The sequence below is a fragment of the Bacillus sp. BC08 genome (genome assembly GCF_054326875.1).
This window is the reverse complement of the sequence record NZ_JBTGPA010000027.1, coordinates 272534-289758: the sequence shown is the minus strand read 5'-3', so window position 1 is coordinate 289758 and position 17225 is coordinate 272534. Positions and strand designations below refer to the sequence as shown.

10 protein-coding genes are annotated in these 17225 nt (G+C 31.6%); 8 read left to right on the top strand and 2 right to left on the bottom strand.

The genetic code is table 11. From position 1 onward, the window contains the following. Positions 1-195: 195 nt before the first annotated feature. Both ACXVYO_RS07715 and colA read left to right on the top strand, forming a co-directional pair. Complete coding sequence (locus ACXVYO_RS07715; RefSeq protein ID WP_458466549.1) at positions 196-873, top strand: MgtC/SapB family protein; 678 nt, start codon at positions 196-198, stop codon at positions 871-873. A 203-nt stretch (positions 874-1076) separates the two neighbouring features. Beyond that, the gene (gene colA, locus ACXVYO_RS07710; protein ID WP_458466548.1) at positions 1077-3992 is read left to right on the top strand and encodes a collagenase ColA; all 2916 of its coding nucleotides are present in this window, start codon (positions 1077-1079) and stop codon (positions 3990-3992) included. A gap of 436 nt (positions 3993-4428) precedes the next feature. Here colA and ACXVYO_RS07705 read toward each other — a convergent pair whose 3' ends face one another. Then, positions 4429-5682, bottom strand: coding sequence for an ATP-binding protein (locus ACXVYO_RS07705; protein WP_458466547.1), 1254 nt, complete (start codon positions 5680-5682; stop codon positions 4429-4431). Positions 5683-6316: 634 nt separating this feature from the next. On the opposite strand from ACXVYO_RS07705, the gene ACXVYO_RS07700 reads away from it, so the two are divergent. The 5 genes from ACXVYO_RS07700 to hlyIIR all read left to right on the top strand — a co-directional run bounded on the left by ACXVYO_RS07700 (position 6317) and on the right by hlyIIR (position 11780). Beyond that, a complete protein-coding gene (locus tag ACXVYO_RS07700) occupies positions 6317-6757 on the top strand; it encodes a hypothetical protein (protein ID WP_098346095.1) in 441 nt (146 codons plus the stop codon). A gap of 436 nt (positions 6758-7193) precedes the next feature. Continuing rightward, the gene (locus ACXVYO_RS07695) at positions 7194-7487 is read left to right on the top strand and encodes an ArsR/SmtB family transcription factor (protein ID WP_458466546.1); all 294 of its coding nucleotides are present in this window, start codon (positions 7194-7196) and stop codon (positions 7485-7487) included. Between the two features lie 449 nt (positions 7488-7936). Beyond that, positions 7937-9172, top strand: coding sequence for an N-acetylmuramoyl-L-alanine amidase (locus ACXVYO_RS07690; RefSeq protein ID WP_458466545.1), 1236 nt, complete (start codon positions 7937-7939; stop codon positions 9170-9172). A 301-nt stretch (positions 9173-9473) separates the two neighbouring features. Then, positions 9474-10712 (top strand): hemolysin II HlyII, encoded by a 1239-nt coding sequence (gene hlyII, locus ACXVYO_RS07685; protein ID WP_458466711.1) that lies wholly within the window; start codon positions 9474-9476, stop codon positions 10710-10712. A 462-nt stretch (positions 10713-11174) separates the two neighbouring features. Then, a complete protein-coding gene (gene hlyIIR / locus ACXVYO_RS07680) occupies positions 11175-11780 on the top strand; it encodes a hemolysin II regulator HlyIIR (RefSeq protein WP_458466544.1) in 606 nt (201 codons plus the stop codon). Between the two features lie 142 nt (positions 11781-11922). Here hlyIIR and ACXVYO_RS07675 read toward each other — a convergent pair whose 3' ends face one another. Further along, the gene (locus tag ACXVYO_RS07675; protein WP_458466543.1) at positions 11923-13401 is read right to left on the bottom strand and encodes an Lsa family ABC-F type ribosomal protection protein; all 1479 of its coding nucleotides are present in this window, start codon (positions 13399-13401) and stop codon (positions 11923-11925) included. Between the two features lie 928 nt (positions 13402-14329). Between ACXVYO_RS07675 and ACXVYO_RS07670 the strand changes: the two genes are divergently transcribed. Further along, a complete protein-coding gene (locus ACXVYO_RS07670) occupies positions 14330-17050 on the top strand; it encodes an EAL domain-containing protein (protein WP_458466542.1) in 2721 nt (906 codons plus the stop codon). Positions 17051-17225 lie beyond the last annotated feature (175 nt).

The window sequence follows — 17225 nt, the reverse complement described above, 5'->3', positions numbered from 1 at the left end:
TTAAATGGAAAATAAAGTTTATGGTTTTTCGTATAAAAAGTAGGTTAAATTTGATTTATGTTAATATTTTTAATATTAACATAAATCACCTGGGATATTAAGTATATTTTAATGAAATGCTTTTATATCGATAATTAGATGTGTGTGATAATTTTTGCTTTATCTATCTATAATGAATGAAAGGGGGAAGGGCTCGTGAGTGTAAATGTTGATCTAATTATAAGAATCGGTGTTGCGGGTTTGTTAGGAGCAATAATCGGTATTGAAAGGGAAATTCGATCAAAAGAGGCGGGATTAAAAACACATTTCCTAGTAGCGGTAGGAAGTGCTTTAATAATGGTCGTTTCAAAATATGCCTTTTCAGATATTATGAATGAGGAACATATGGCTCTTGATCCGAGCCGTATTGCAGCACAAGTTGTTAGTGGTGTAGGTTTTTTAGGTGCAGGGACAATTATTATTCAAAAGCAGGCGGTGAAAGGATTAACGACAGCGGCTGGTTTATGGGCTACAGCCGGACTTGGATTAGCGATTGGTGCTGGCATGTATGTAGTAGGGATTGGAGCGACGATTCTCGTTTTAATTGGTTTAGAGATTGTGAGTCGTATTTTTAAGGTGCAATTTTTATTTCCGCAAAATATAACAGTGCAAATATGTATAAATAAACATGAGGCGGTACAACAAATAGTAGAAAAGCTACAAGTGAAAGGCATTCCAATACTTTCATATGAAGTGGAAGCTTTACAGCAAGAAGCAGAAATAGTTTATAAGGTAAGGATGCAGCTGAAAAACATATCGTCAGAAGAAAAGAATGAGTTGATTCAGCATATGCAAACATTACCGGAAGTTACGTTTATAAAGTTGAAATCATAGCGTTGAGAACGAGGATAGATGTAGCCGGAATTTCGCTATTATCTATCTTTTTTTGATATAAAATGCACATAAAGTCAAGTGTTAATTTTGCTAGGCATGGATACATATGTGAACGTTCCCTTATTTTTTCTCAATACAGAATAAAAAGTAAGAATAGTAAAATAATGGTGCGGGACACTAAAAAATGTAAGGTAGGGGAGAGCATGAAAGGCTATTCAAAAAAATTGTTAGTAGGGGTAAGTTTTGCTAGTTTCATGTTAGGGAGTTTCCAAGGAAGCACATTGGCAGAAAGTACAAAGGGAGAACAAGTTTCTTATCGGAATGTGCTCAAAATGGAGCCAGTTGGTGTACAACTGCCAGTGCAAGAGTTAGCTCACTCATCAAAAGTGCTTGAAAACAAGTCTTTTGAGAAAAGGCTACAATTTGCTGATTTGTCGCAAAGACCGCCTGAAGTGAAAAAAGAAAGTAGGCAATTAGCTGCAGCGAAAACTTATACAATTGCTGAATTAAATCAACTAAGCAATCAGCAGTTAGTAGATTTACTTGTAACAATTGATTGGGAGCAAATTACGGATCTATTTCAGTTTAATAAGGATAGTCTGGCATTCTATCAAAATGATAGTAGGACGCAGGCAATTATTGATAAATTGAAGCAGCAGGGACAAGCTTATACGAAAGATGATTCCAAAGGGATTGAGACTTTAGTAGAGGTATTACGGTCAGGATTTTATTTAGGATTTTATCATACAGAATTAAGTAAACTAAATGAGCGGAGCTATCATGATAAATGCTTACCTGCATTAAAAACGATTGCGAATAACCCGAATTTCAAACTTGGTACGTTAGAACAAAATAGAGTTGTATCATCATACGGAAAATTAATAGGAAATGCTTCGAGTGATGTGGAAACGATAACAGCAGCTGCAAAGATTTTCAAACAATATAACGATAATTTTTCTACATTAGTAGACAATCTTTCAGCTGGAAATGCGATTTACGATATTATGCAAGGTGTTGATTACGACATTCAATCGTATTTGTACGATACGAGAAAAGCACCGAAAGATACAGTATGGTACAAAAAAATTGATAGCTATATTAATGAATTAAGTCGTTTTGCTTTAATTGGAACGGTGACAGAGAAGAATGGTTGGTTAATTAATAATGGTATTTATTATACAGGTAGACTTGGTACGTTCCATAGTACAGGAACGAAAGGATTGCAAGTTGTAACAGACGCGATGAAAATGTATCCGTATTTAGGGGAGCAATATTTCGTAGCGGCTGAGCAAATCGCGACGAATTATGGCGGGAAAGATGCAAATGGAAATGTTGTTAATTTAGATCAAATACGAGAAGATGGGAAGAAAAAGTATTTGCCGAAAACGTATACGTTTGATGATGGTGCAATTGTATTAAAAGCTGGAGATAAAGTGACAGAAGAAAAAGTAAAACGTCTATATTGGGCAGCAAAAGAAGTGAAGGCGCAATTCCATCGTACGGTTGAAAGTGATCAACCTTTAGAAAAAGGAAATCCTGATGATGTATTAACGATGGTTATTTATAATAGTCCAGCTGAGTATCAATTTAATCGTCAATTATACGGGTATGAAACGAATAACGGTGGTCTTTATATTGAAGGAACAGGTACGTTCTTTACTTATGAGCGTACGCCAGAAGAAAGTATTTATAGTTTAGAAGAATTGTTCCGACACGAGTTCACGCATTACTTGCAAGGTAGATATGAAGTACCAGGACTTTGGGGACAAGGTAAGATGTATGAGAATGAGAGATTATCTTGGTTTGAAGAAGGGAATGCGGAGTTTTTTGCAGGGGCAACGAGAACAGATAATGTTGTACCGAGAAAGAGTATTATAGGAGGGATATCTTCAAATCCAGCAGAACGTTATACGGCAGAGCGAACGTTAAATGCAAAGTATGGAACGTGGGATTTCTATAATTATTCCTTCGCTTTACAATCGTACATGTACAATAAGAGGTATGATATGTTTGACAAAATTCATGATCTTATTAGAAAAAATGATGTAACAGCATATGATGCATACCGCTCTGCCTTAAGTAAAGATGCGAATTTAAATAAAGAGTATCAAGATTATATGCAAATGTTAGTCGATAACCGTGAGAAATATAATGTTCCATTAGTATCGGATGATTATTTAGCAACGCACGCACCGAAACCAGTTTCAGATATTGCAGTAGAAATTACAGCAGAAGCAAAATTAAGTAATTTATCAGTTAAGAAAAATAAATCACAGTTCTTTAATACATTTACATTACAAGGAACGTATACAGGTACGACTGCAAAAGGGGAATATGAAGATTGGAAAACAATTACGCAAAACGTGAATGATACGTTAAAACGTTTAAGTGCGAAAGAATGGACAGGCTATAAAACAGTAACAGCGTACTTTGTGAATTATCGTGTAAATGCAGCAGGACAATTTGAATATGATGTTGTATTCCATGGAATTAATACGGAAGAAGGTGCTGTGAATAAAGCGCCAGTTGCGGTTATAAACGGTCCATATAGCGGAAATGTAAATGAAGCAATATCGTTTAAAAGCGATGGATCAAAAGATGAAGATGGAAAAATTGTTTCTTATAAATGGGAGTTTGGTGATGGTACTGTAAGTAATGAACAAAATCCGACCCATGTATACACAAAAGAAGGAACATATACGGCAAAATTAACAGTAACAGATGACAAAGGATTAACGAATACGACTACAACGAATGTAACGGTTCAAAAGAAAGAAGATAACAGTGTAGAAAAAGAACCAAATAACTCATTCCAGACGGCAAATAAACTGCAATTAAATCAAGTTTTACGTGCTAGTTTAGGAAATGGTGATACGAGTGATTTCTTTGAAATTAATATAGAAACGGCGAAAAACCTTCAAATTAATGTAACGAAGGAAAATAATATCGGAGTAAACTGGGTTCTTTATTCAGAAGCGGATTTAAATAATTATGTTACGTATGCACAGCAAGAAGGGAATAAGTTAGTAGGAAGTTACTACACGTATCCAGGAAAATATTATTTACATGTGTATCAGTATGGCGGGGGAACAGGGAATTATACGGTAGAAGTAAAGTAGAAAAAAGGCAATTGTTTTTTATGACTGGAAATCAATATTAGCTTATATTTAGTAATGCAGGTAATGATATCAGTTATAAAGATAAATACTGGAGTATCGTTATGAATATCAAAAAAACTTATACTTTAAATGAAAAAATAACTGTAAGTAATGTATCTAATGATAGTAAGAAATCAAGTATCACGAGACTTTATCTTGAAGTTAAGTGGACCTAATTAGGAAATGAGATACAATAGTTGATGAATTATGATTTCATAGAGAAGTGAGCAAAGTAATAAGGACTAGAGTTTATCGGCAAAAACGGATATACTCTGGTCCTTGTTACTTTTAATTTATTTAAGAAATGAAGATAATTAATGAATCAAGTAGTGGTATTTTTGAAATTTATTTAATAAGTTAAGTAGAAAGAATTTATCATTCTAATAATCAAGTCATATTAGCAGGGGATACTAATAGAAAAGCGTGTCCCCTTACCTAATTCACTCTCTATCTCTATATCACCATTTAACTCTTTAATAACACTATAAGCAATCATGGTACCAAGGCCAGTCCCTTTCTCTGTTGTTGAATAGAATGGCAAAGCAATCCGCTTTATTTGCTGAGAAGACATTCCAATCCCAGAATCAATAATATCAATTATAATATTCCCTTTTATTTTCTGTATATTTATTTGTAATACTCCACCATTTATCATGGCCTCAATTCCGTTTTGTATGATGTTGTTTAGACAGAGTCTGAATTTTTCAGGGTCTCCATTTATATAAAAGGAATCTGTATTATTTTGTTTTATTTCAACTTTGTATGATAGAGCTAGTGGTGAAATAGTGTCTTTCACTTGATTTAAAATATGATTAATATCTATTTTCTCTTTTAGGATGTTCTGTGGTTTTGTTAAAGACAAATAGTTATTAATAGTAGATTGTATTTGTTGCATTTCAATTAACATGATTTCTAAGTAATGATCCTGAGGTAGCTTAGAGGCATGTTTTTCATTTAACAATTGAGTGAATCCATGTACTGTAGTTAGTGGATTATGGATTTCGTGTGCAATGGACGCCGCTAGTTCGCTAGCTATATAAAATTTTTCAGCCCGTTGTAGCTTTTCTTTCATTTTATATTTCTCAATCATTCCCTCTATTAAATACACTGATAATAATACTGTGAAAATATTAATGATTATATAATTTAATAAAAATTCTATGAGAGTAGAGTCTATTTTACTACCTGTATGTATTTGAGTTACAATACCGCAGATAGAAAGTGAAGTTGTACATACTAAAATAAGAAGCAAGCTCAATAATATCTTCTTTTCTTTAACATATAGAGGTAATAAGTAATGGAAGAGCATTGTTATAACAGAAATAATAGTAAAGATAATAAATGATGGAAGAACGCCATTTCCGCCTAAGTAAAATCGATAAGAAAGATATAAAATTCCTATAAAAATAATATTTTTTGTATTTCCATAGAGAAAAACTAAAATGATAGGAATAAAACGTAAATCATAAATAAATCCAGCATGTAACTGAAAAGGAAAAGTCATGCAAAAAGTAATAGCAATGGAGGCAAGGATAGAAATCAATATATTATTACATGTTTTTTTTTCTTTAAATTCTAGCCAAAATACGTGGTAGCTAAGGATACAAATTATTATTATAAAGGTATTTAATAAAAGAGTAGATATTCCCATAGGTTTGCATCTCCGATAGTTTGTATATTGGATTATGTATGAGTTAAACTTAGATGTTTAGTTATTAATAGACTTTCTATCTAAAAAAGGAAGAGCGCTTGAAAAAGTACTATAATATTACTTTTATTAGAATTGATAAGGAAGTTAGGAAAAATAATAGATAAAAAATCTACTTAGATATTTATACATATGAAACTAGAAATAGACTTTTGTATAAGTAAAATTGGGATTGATTTACTAATAAAATAATAGGATTTTAAGTATGAATATTCTATGAAAAAATATATTTTGTGGATTCTATTTGTAGCCTTCGTTATATTAACATGGAATATACCAAATTATAAAGTGGAAATTTCGAAATTTTTCATTAGTATATTTTATCTAAAATGGAAACGCTATTTATTTGAGTGCATTATTACTTAATTGTATGGATTCTCGTTAAACAAATTTTGGAATTTACATGTTTTTTTATGAATCATAATACTGTAGCTTTATCAATGTAAGTTTTTCAGTAACTATTTTAAGATATAAAGTTAAAATATATAGGTTTAAAGATATGAATTATTACATAAAAACGTGCTTGAAAAAGGATGTATGATGGTAATAGATTACAAACATCAAGGGGGAGCTTAAAATGAAGTTAAATAAACTAGTGCTTAGTTGTGGAGTAATTTCAGCATTAACACTTGGTGTGTTAGGAAATAATACTTATGCTGAAGAAATACACAAAACAAATGATACCATTCATATAGTTGAACATGTTCCTGCAGACTTATTATTAACTCAAACAATGGATTATAGTGGAGAGGCTGTAACTTCTTTTGTATATAATGGGAGTGAAAATTTAAGCTTCTTTATGAAAAATAATGGTCAAAATACAATGGGATATAGTGTGAAAGGTCCAAATATGGAGCTAATTGTTGGTGGTTATATAAAACCTGGAGAACAACAAATTAATGTTACAAATGTACAGAACGCTTTATCTCCATTACCGAGCGGAACATATAAAATTTACGTTTCAAATGATGATGGTTCTAAGGGGCAATTCCAAGTTTCAGTAAGATCTATGAATTAAATTTAAAACGCTTTGTTTTAAGTGGATTTAATCTTTACTTATTGAAAAGAAACTAAATTGAATTAAGAATTACCGATCAAAATGAAAACGAGCACCTTATCTAATTTGAGAGGATGCTCGTTTTTTGCTATTAAACAAAAAACAATTACTTCCGACCGCTTATCAATACATTTTGATATTCCCATAGCTAATCTACTAGTTTGTGTCAACGAGAAAATGTCTACTATAAAATAACTTTTTTAAAATAAAATATAGTTTGGCTAAAAATTAGAGGACATCAATTCATTGGTACAGTAAAAATTGTTCATAGAATTGGTGTCTTTTTTGATTAAGAACGAGAATACATTTTCTCAACAGGATAAATGGTAAATATCTATAAGTACTACTTATAAGGATAATTGGAAAATAGAAATTAATAATAAAAGGGGAATGCGAAATGACAATATTAATATCTAATAGAGATCTAGCTAACATTCGAGAGGAAGACGTAGATGTATTAAAAGTAATGGCACATCCCGTTCGATTGAAAATTGTAAATGAATTAATGCACCATAAACTGTGTAATGTTACACAGTTGAGAGAAATATTAGGACTCCCGCAATCTACTGTTTCACAGCATCTATCAAAATTAAGGGGAACCGTGCTCCGTGCAGAAAGACGAGGGTTAGAGATGCATTATTATATCGATAATGTTAAGGCTCGCCAGATTGTAGGAATTCTAGGTTTGTAGCTAAAAAGAGTGCTTTTCAAAAGTGCTCTTATTAAGATATGCATTAGGACTTGAAGGAGGCAGGAGGCACCAATGCTAATTTAGAAGGAGTGTGCTTTGAATCAATCTTTGCTTAAAATAAGAGATAATTGTTTACATTGTTTAATAATTACTTAATATATTATTAAGTTTGTTACCTTACAAAACTGTAAGGTTATTTCAATTGACACTCGTATATATAAGTAACTATACTAGTTACACAATGTTGGTGAATATATTTAATAGTTTCAGTCTATAAGTGTATGTCTGGAGATTCTTTTCGGAATAATAGTTCGATTTATATTTATTCATTTGTAATATAGTGTTAGTGCCAACTTAATCTATTTTTGTATTCAAAGGAATATTATTTAAAGATTAACTATAAATGATATATTTACTAACTTGTAATAAATTTTTAGAGGTGCTAAATTTTGAAGAACAAATTAATTGCTACAGGAATTCTCGCTGGAAGTCTACTATCTTATTCTTCTAGTATTTTTGCAGATACTCACAAATTCCCAGATGTTCCTGCATGGGCTGACAAATCCATTACTTATTTAGTTGATAAGCAAGTATTGAGTGGTTATCCAGATGGAACTTTTGGTTCAAATGACACATTAGATAGAGCTTCTGCAGCAACCATTATGACAAAGGCTCTTGGTATACACATTGATTTAAATGCAAAACCATCTTTTAAAGATTCACAAAACCACTGGGGAACTCCTTATATTGCCGCAGCTGAAAAAGCAGGAATAATTAAAGGTGAAGGAAATGGAATTTTCAATCCTTCTGGAAAAGTTACTCGTGCTGCTATGGCTACTATGCTAGTGAATGCATATAAATTACAAAATGAAAGCAATAACAATGGGCAAAGTAAATTTGAAGATTTAAAGGGACATTGGGGTGAAAAGTTCGCAAATACCTTAATTGATTTAAAAATTTCAGTTGGTACAGATAATGGTTGGCAACCAAATAGATTCATAACACGCGCTGAAGCTGCACAACTAACCGCAAAAACAGATATGCTTCAATATAGTCAAAGTAATCCTTTAGAAAATAAAGCAATAATTATTGATCCCGGACATGGCGGCGAAGATCCTGGAAAAAACACAAAGGGATTACCTGAAAGTAAGATTGTACTAGACACTTCTTTACGTCTACAACAATTGCTTGAAAAACATACTCCCTTTACAGTTTTACTAACTCGTGAATCTGATACTAGACCTGGATATGATCAAAAAAGTTCTTTACAGGAACGTGTTAAGTTTGCTAAGCGAAATCAGGGTGATATCTTTATAAGCATACATGCAAATGCTTTTAACGGTAATGCAAAAGGGACAGAAACATACTATTATAAATCTTCCAAATCTGAAAAAACAAATTCTCATGTGGAAGAAAGTCGTGTTTTAGCTGAAAAAATTCAAACACGATTAGTAGACGCACTTCAAACACGCGATAGAGGTGTTAAACATGGAGATCTTCATGTTATAAGAGAAAATGACATGCCAGCTGTGTTAACGGAACTTGCTTTTATAGATAATGGTATCGATTACAGTAAATTATCTACAGAAAACGGAAGGCAGATTGCAGCAGAAGCCATTTATGAGGGGATTTTAGATTATTATGAATGGAAAGGGAATAATGTATCTGAATATAGGTTGCAATAAGTAAATGAAAATATAGTAATTCTCTAAATAAAGAATTCTATAATTTTTTTACACTTTCTTAAATAGTTATTTTAAATTTGTATTTAAAATTATTGTTTAAATTATTATTCTGTGTTTTAATGATATTGATAATAGTTATCAGTAAGTGAGAGGTGAAAATTAGCAAAATAAGTGTTGATAGTTATTGTCATAAAGATTAATAAATTTCTACACTGTAACGTTATGAATCTATTTCTAGTATGGAGAGATAAAAATAATACGTTTATATCTTTTAAATGTTTAAGAAGGAGTGGCTGTCTGTATGAAAAAAACAAATGGAATAGCTAAAAGTGTTGCGGTAGCGTCCGTTATTATGTCGGGATCACTTGGTTTACAAGCAACATCTGTATTTGCAGATTCTAAAGGAACTGTAGAAAATCTTCAAAATGGTGGAAAAGTCTATAATAGTTTTAAAACTACTTATGACATGAAGCAGAATATTAAAAATTCAATAAAGGTTTCTTTTATTGAGGATCCTTACGCAGATAAAAAGATTGCAATTGTTACTACTGATGGTAGTAATATAGATGCTAAATATACAATTAATGGCGGATACTATAACGCAGGTTTAAAGTGGCCATCGGCTTATCATACTGAAGCAGAAATAACAAGTGGTGATAGCGCTCAATTCCATAAAGCTGCCCCAGTTAATACAATGACTTCAGCAAAGGTTACTTCTGAAGTAGGGTATACACTTGGCGGAAGTGTTAAAGTTGGGGTAAATGATAAAGGTCCAAATGCTGATGCAAGTATTACAGGTAGCTTTGCTTGGAAAGAAAGTGTATCTTATGATCAAGTAGACTATAAAACGGTATTAGAGACTCACACAGATAAAAAATTAAATTGGAAAGTAGGATTCCAATCATTTAATTACCCAGAGTGGGGAATTTATAATCGTGATTCATTTAATACTTTCTACGGTAATCAACTATTTATGAAATCACGTAGTTATAATGAAGGAACGAATAATTTTGTTTCAAAAGATACATTACCAGCTTTAACAGGATATGGTTTTTCTCCTAATGTAGTAGCAGTTATTACTGCAGATAAAACAGAATCTACATCTGATTTAAAAATAACAAATCGTAGAATATCAGATCAGTACAATATCGAATGGGTAAGTTCGAAATGGTGGGGAACAAATAATAAAGATACATATAATGAGTTCTTTACAAACAACTATAAGTTAGACTGGAAAAACCATCAAGTTACTCTTGATAACCAAAAAGCCTTTGAAGAACAAATGAGTAGTATCAACGATGTGAATAACCAACTTAACAAAGGCAAAGGGAAATTATCTTTTTCAATGAATGGAAATCAGCTCAAAGCGACATCTAGCAATGCTGGTTATGGTATTAGTTACGAGGATAAAAATTGGGGTATCTTTGTGAATGGTGAAAAGATCTATACGTTTAATGAAAAAACAACTGTAGGTAATATTTCGAATGACATTAACAAATTAAACATCAAAGGACCTTATATTGAGATTAAACAAATCTAATTAGTAAATGAATTGTAATTGATAGATAATTATTTCATCAAGATATGAGTATAAAGATTTATGTTAAATCTGTATAAAGTAATGAGAGGGCCAGGGTTTATCTGTAAAGATAGATAAACTCTGGTCCTTATTATTTTTTTCATTCTTATACGCAATTAGAAAAGAGCGTGAGGTATTTGAAAGCTATTCATGCCATGTAGGGGGATATTATTTTAAGTATGGTGTTTATTTTTATTTCATTTTTAAATGAAGTCTTTGTATGATGACATAGGGTAGGAGATGTTCAGGAGATGTGTCTTTTTGAGGAGTATTTTGTGTGGCGAATAGTTTAAAGTAATCAAGTCTTCATCGGTTGTTAAGTTACTACTTTAAATATATAATTAAACTTCATCAAAAAAATACTCTATTCAAAGTCCTTATTGGATTTTTGAAGTGAAATATATATTATTTGAGGTGTGTGAAATGGGGAAATCTCGAGAGCAGACGATGGAAAATATTTTGAAGGCTGCTAAGAAGAAATTTGGAGAGCGTGGTTATGAAGGTACGAGCATACAAGAAATTGCAAAAGAAGCGAAAGTGAATGTTGCTATGGTTTCTTACTATTTTAACGGGAAAGAAAACCTATATTATGAGGTGTTTAAGAAATATGGTCTTGCTAATGAGTTACCTAATTTTCTTGAGAAGAATCAATTTAATTCTATTAATGCTCTAACAGAATATTTAACAGTCTTTATTACACATATAAAAGAAAATCCTGAAATTGGAACATTGGCATATGAGGAGATTATTAAGGAAAGTGCAAGATTAGAAAAGATTAAACCGTATTTTGTAGGTAGTTTTGAACAGTTAAAAGAAATATTGCAGGAGGGGGAGAAACAAGGAGTATTTCATTTCTTCTCTATAAATCATACAATACATTGGATCACTTCTATTGTTTTATTTCCAAAGTTTAAAAAGTTCATTGATTCTTTAGGACCAAATGAATCGAATGATACAAATTATGAATGGATGCCAGAAGATTTGGTGAGCAGAATTATTTCTGCTTTAACAGATAAGCCTAATATGTAAATTACTCATTGTTTATGAATCCTAATTTTCCTATTAAAAAGCCTAATTTCTCAATGGATTGTAGAGAAATTAGGCTTTTTTTGATACTTCATTCAAATACTTTATAGACTAATGGCTTGATTTATTAATGATTCGATTGAAGTTACATAGATATAGTTTTCGTTGCAATGGTTTGTTGAAATGCCTTATCATGCTCAACAATAATCATTGTGGGATTAAATTGTTGAATCAGCTCTTCAATTTGCATGCGTGAATAAATATCTATAAAGTTTAATGGTTCATCCCATATATACATATGGGCTTTTTCACATAAACTTTTAGCGATAAGCAGTTTTTTCTTTTGTCCACCAGAATAATGAAATATATCTTTCTCAAATTGAATTCGGTCAAAATCCATCTTTCGTAGGATGGATTTAAATAATGTCTCATCAATCTTGTGCTCTTCAATAAAATTTGATAACGACCCCTTCAAATGAGAAGTATCTTGTTGGACATAGGAAATGGTGAGTCCTGTACCTAATGTAACTAAACCTGTATGCTGTATCGGATACCCTAGAATTAGTTTTAGGATACTGCTTTTCCCACTCCCATTCTTGCCATCAAGCACAATTCGGTCACCTTGTTCAACTACGAAGTTAATTGGCTCATTCACGACTTGGTTATCGTACGTAACAGACACGTCAGCCAAAGTAACGAATTCATTTGACTTGAACTTCAACGCTTCTAATTTTAATGACTCAGTTTTCTCCACATTTTTTAGTAATTTTGACTTTTCTTCAATAGCTTTTTGTTGCCTTGATTCTAGGTTTTTTGCTCTTTTCATCATCTTGGCTGCTTTATGTCCTACAAATCCCTTATCCAACTTAGAACCTGAATTCCTTGTTCCATTTTTAGAAGCTTCTACATCATGAGACCAACTTGCTGAACGCTTGGAAGACTGTTTTAATCTTCCTATGTCTTTTTGTAGACGATCATTTGTAGCCTCTTCGTGCTCTTGCTGTCTATCGAAATTTAATTTCCAAGAAGAATAGTTCCCGCTTTGAACTTCAATATTTGCTCTATTTATAGATAAGATATGGTCAACGCATCCATCCAAAAAGATTCTGTCATGTGAAATTAAAATAAAACCTTTTTTCTTCCTTAGATAATCAGAGACTATTTTTCGTGCATCCGTGTCTAGGTGGTTTGTTGGTTCATCAATTAATAGGAATTGGCCCTCATTTAAAAACAGTGCAGCAAGCAACACCTTTGTTTGTTCTCCATTTGATAAAGTTTTAAACGGTCTGTACATGACCTCGGCATCAACATTTAAATAGGATATTTCACGTAGAAATTCCCAATCTTCTGCTTGGGGACAAATTTCCTCAAGGATTTCATGAGTAAATTTCTTCTTATCTGCAACAGTGTAGGGGAAGTAATTGAATTCTACAGAAGCAAGGATTTTTCCACTATACTCGTAATTTCCTAATAATAAATTAAAGAATGTCGTTTTACCTCGTCCGTTTCTACCGATAAATCCTAGTTTCCAATCCGTATCTATTTGAAAGTTTACACCTTCAAAAATATTATCAAAGCTACCTGGGTATGAAAAAGTTAAGTCTTGAACTTTTATCATTGACATAATAATTCCTCCTTTATATATCGAAACGTTTCATATAAAGTCGGAACATCCATCTGTTTTTTAATTTCTCTATATAAGTTTGATGGATATTAACGACTTATATAGAGCATTACATGTGTAACAATAGTATCTGAATTAGCCATTTTTTTCGCTCCTTTATTTGTTAGGTAAATTTAGCGATTAATAAATTTTAACTTACATAAAAGAGAATAAAAAAATCCCCCGATTTTTAATCGGAAGGATTAGTCTGTCGCTTAAGTAAGTACTTATTAATCATTTGAATCATGACAAATAAAGTATGAAATGAATTATAAAAATGGATAGACTAACCCTATATTTTGTAGTTTGAAGTTATAAAATTCAACTTAAAATATAAATTAGTTAATCATTATTCATCCATCATTCCTTTCAACATTCTATTTTTAGAGTAACATTCTTTTTGGGGAGATGCAATATCATCTTCATTTAATGCTAGATCATTTATATTTCTTTGGTTAGGTCGATATAACATTACATCTTTTTTATAAACATCGTATTTTTGTTCAAGATGTCACGTCTTTTGTCCATTAAAAGGGGAGGTATTTGAAATTGACATCATCTCTAGTTGTAACTATAATGATTACAGTTAGTTTGGTAATTTAATTCGAATTTCTAAGTTAATGATAGTATATTTTCCTTCTTTCTAAGTGTGACAATAAGCGACTAACTATGTTGTAATGGAAGGTTAGATTCTATCTCATATTTAAAGAACAGTTAAGTTGTATCATTCAAATTTATGATGAGTAAATAAGAATGCGGTATGTAGAAAGAAATCTTTTAAAAAAGGTCATAATATGGAATGGTAGGTAACACTCATTTTAATGAATACGAGCTGTGCCTTATCAAGTCATTTTTAATAAAAGTCTAGAAAAATCAAGAAGGTGGTCCATTGCGTAAACATTCACATGTACAATTTTATGTATTGATATTAGCTCTAATAGCTTATTTAAGCTTTTGCTTTATATTTTTATTTGTTTTTCCGAATCACTATTTTGTATCAGATTTTAATATACGACTATCATCCTTAGTTGTTGAAATTACAGTATTTATCTCATTACTTTACTCTATAGCATCAAGAAAAATTAAACTAGGAGTCTTTTGGGTTTGTATTACAATTGCAATAGGGTGTTTCTTGATAGGGAATTTTATATCTGCTTTTCAAGTACTTAATGTAGAATTACCAATAGAAAATTTTAATATCTCTGATGTATTTTTGTTGTTTTTCTTATTCTTCTTTCTCTTTGCTTTCTTTTATAAAATCATGATGGAATGTAATAAATGGGAAAAAGCATATTTGATTTGTGATTTATGTATTGTTGTTACTGCTATTTTTACCTTAGAGTGGTACCTATTTAATAAACCTTCTGCAAATATCTTATTCTTATCAATTGGAGATGTTTTTCTTTCATTTATTTTCCCAATTATAGATCTATTGCTTCTTTTACTAGGAGTTAGCCTTATCTTCCGACCAGCAATTTTTAATGCGAAAAGTAAATTATTTATTTTTATTTTAGTATTAACAGGATTGTCCATTACAGACTACTTATATTTCTATTTACAAGATGGTTTATCATATCGTTCACTCATATTATTAAGGTGTTTGTATAGAGTTTTTCTGTTATTTATTGCTATTTCAGCTACTATCCCAAGGAGTGCAACTTCTAGAAGAAATTATTTTATTATTAATCCGACATCTGGAAAGAAACTTCTTGTCATATTCCCTTATCTTGCAGTTGCAATCTTAATTGGTTTTACTTTGAAAGAGCAAACTTCTTCATCTACACTGATTACGGGAAATTGTATTGCCTTTGTATTTGTACTGATTCGTCATACAATTGTACGCATGCAAAACAAAGATTTAACCGAAATATTAAAAGTGTTTAATAATCAATTAGAGCAAAAAGTATCTCAAAGAACAGCAGATTTAATAAAAAAATCTAATGATTTGGTAAAAAATCAAGAGAGGTTTAAGTCCTTATATGAGTATCATCCAGATCCTATATTAACAATTGATCCAAATGGTATCGTATTAAATATAAACAAGTCTGGAAGTATATTATTAGGAAAAGATAGTGGTGCATTAATAGGAAAAGAGTGCTTCTCTATTTTTTTAGATGAAGATAAACTTGAATTGGAAGCAGCTCTAAAGAAGGGGAAACGATGTAGTTCGTCTTCATTACAGTTACGTGTGAAAAATAATAATGAGAAGGATGTACATTTTTGGTATGTCACCATTGTTCCTATTATGATAGAAGGACAAACTTTTGGGAGTTATGTAATGGTAAAAGACATAACAAGGATGAAGCAACAACAGGATGAGATAAACTATCTAGCATTTCATGATACGGTGACGGAGATTAGGAATCGAATATTCTTCCAACAAGAATTAGACAGATCCATTGAACGTGTACAAAAAACACAGGATAAGTTTGGACTCCTGTACATAGATTTAAACCGCTTTAAGACCATTAATGATACACTGGGTCATGCAATTGGTGACAGTGTTTTAAAAGAAGTTGCCAAACGTTTTAGGACATGTCTGTCACCAACTATTCCTTTAGCAAGAATAGGGGGAGATGAGTTTGCAATCATTGTCCATAACAAAACAGAGCAACAGCTATTAGATTTGAGCGGAATACTATTTCGTATAACTGAAAAACCATTTGTAGTAAATCAACATAGCTTTTACTTATCTCTTAGTATAGGAATAGCGTTGTATCCATTTGGAGGAACAAATGCCAAAACACTTTTACAACATGCTGATATCGCCATGTATAGTGCAAAGGAAAAAGGTAGCAATGCTGTTTGTGTGTACGACGAGACATTATCTCAAAAAATAACAAGACGATTACGATTAGAGCAGGATTTACCAAATGCAATTGAGAATAATGAATTGTTTTTATTGTATCAACCTCAAATTGATAGTAGGGCAGGTAAGGTTATTGGCGCAGAGGCATTAATACGTTGGCAACATCCAGAGCTGGGGCTAATTTCACCTTTTGAGTTTATACCTATCGCGGAAGAAACATCGCAAATTATTTCAATTGGAAAATGGACGCTACAGCAAGCGTGTCTACAACTGAAAGAATGGCATTCTGCAGGTTATACAAATCTAAAAATGGGGATAAATTTATCAGCTATAGAGTTTGAACAGAAAGATTTTGTTCAAACGATTATATCTATCATAGAAGAAATAGGAGTACCAGCTAATTTGATTGATTTGGAATTAACAGAGCGAATTGCCATGGTAGATGAAAAAGAAACTTTATCGAAGTTAAAAGCATTAAAATCATATGGTGTACATTTATCAATTGATGACTTTGGTACAGGATATTCTTCATTAGCGTATCTACCTTTATATCCAATTGATACTTTGAAAATTCCAAGAGAATTTGTGAATAGGATTGGAACTTCAAATGATGGAGATGAAATTATACAAACTATTATTTCGCTAGCCCATACTTTAAATATGAAAGTGATTGCGGAAGGAGTAGAAACGAAGAAACAATTAACAGTGTTACAACAAAATGCATGCTATTTAATTCAAGGCTATTATTACAGTAAACCTGTAAATGAAGATGAGTTTCTCGAGTTTTTAAGCAAGGAATAAGTGAGAACTATGTACATGTGAAGTAAAGGGAAAAGAAGTTCTACCTATATTAAGTAGAACTTCTTTTTGAGTTAACTAGCAGTTAGGTTTCCAAAATATTTTGCATTAAGATGTATCATTACTCAAGCTGTTATCTTGTTCTTTAGTGATTCCTTTTTCATGACTTGTCTTCTCG

Bases quoted from the DNA above. Each gene is read 5' to 3' on its own strand.
- hlyIIR (WP_458466544.1), top strand. From the start codon at position 11,175: ATGGGGAAATCTCGAGAGCAGACGATGGAAAATATTTTGAAGGCTGCT.
- ACXVYO_RS07705 (WP_458466547.1), bottom strand. From the start codon at position 5,682: ATGGGAATATCTACTCTTTTATTAAATACCTTTATAATAATAATTTGT.
- ACXVYO_RS07695 (WP_458466546.1), top strand. From the start codon at position 7,194: ATGACAATATTAATATCTAATAGAGATCTAGCTAACATTCGAGAGGAA.
- ACXVYO_RS07675 (WP_458466543.1), bottom strand. From the start codon at position 13,401: ATGTCAATGATAAAAGTTCAAGACTTAACTTTTTCATACCCAGGTAGC.
- colA (WP_458466548.1), top strand. From the start codon at position 1,077: ATGAAAGGCTATTCAAAAAAATTGTTAGTAGGGGTAAGTTTTGCTAGT.
- ACXVYO_RS07700 (WP_098346095.1), top strand. From the start codon at position 6,317: ATGAAGTTAAATAAACTAGTGCTTAGTTGTGGAGTAATTTCAGCATTA.
- hlyII (WP_458466711.1), top strand. From the start codon at position 9,474: ATGAAAAAAACAAATGGAATAGCTAAAAGTGTTGCGGTAGCGTCCGTT.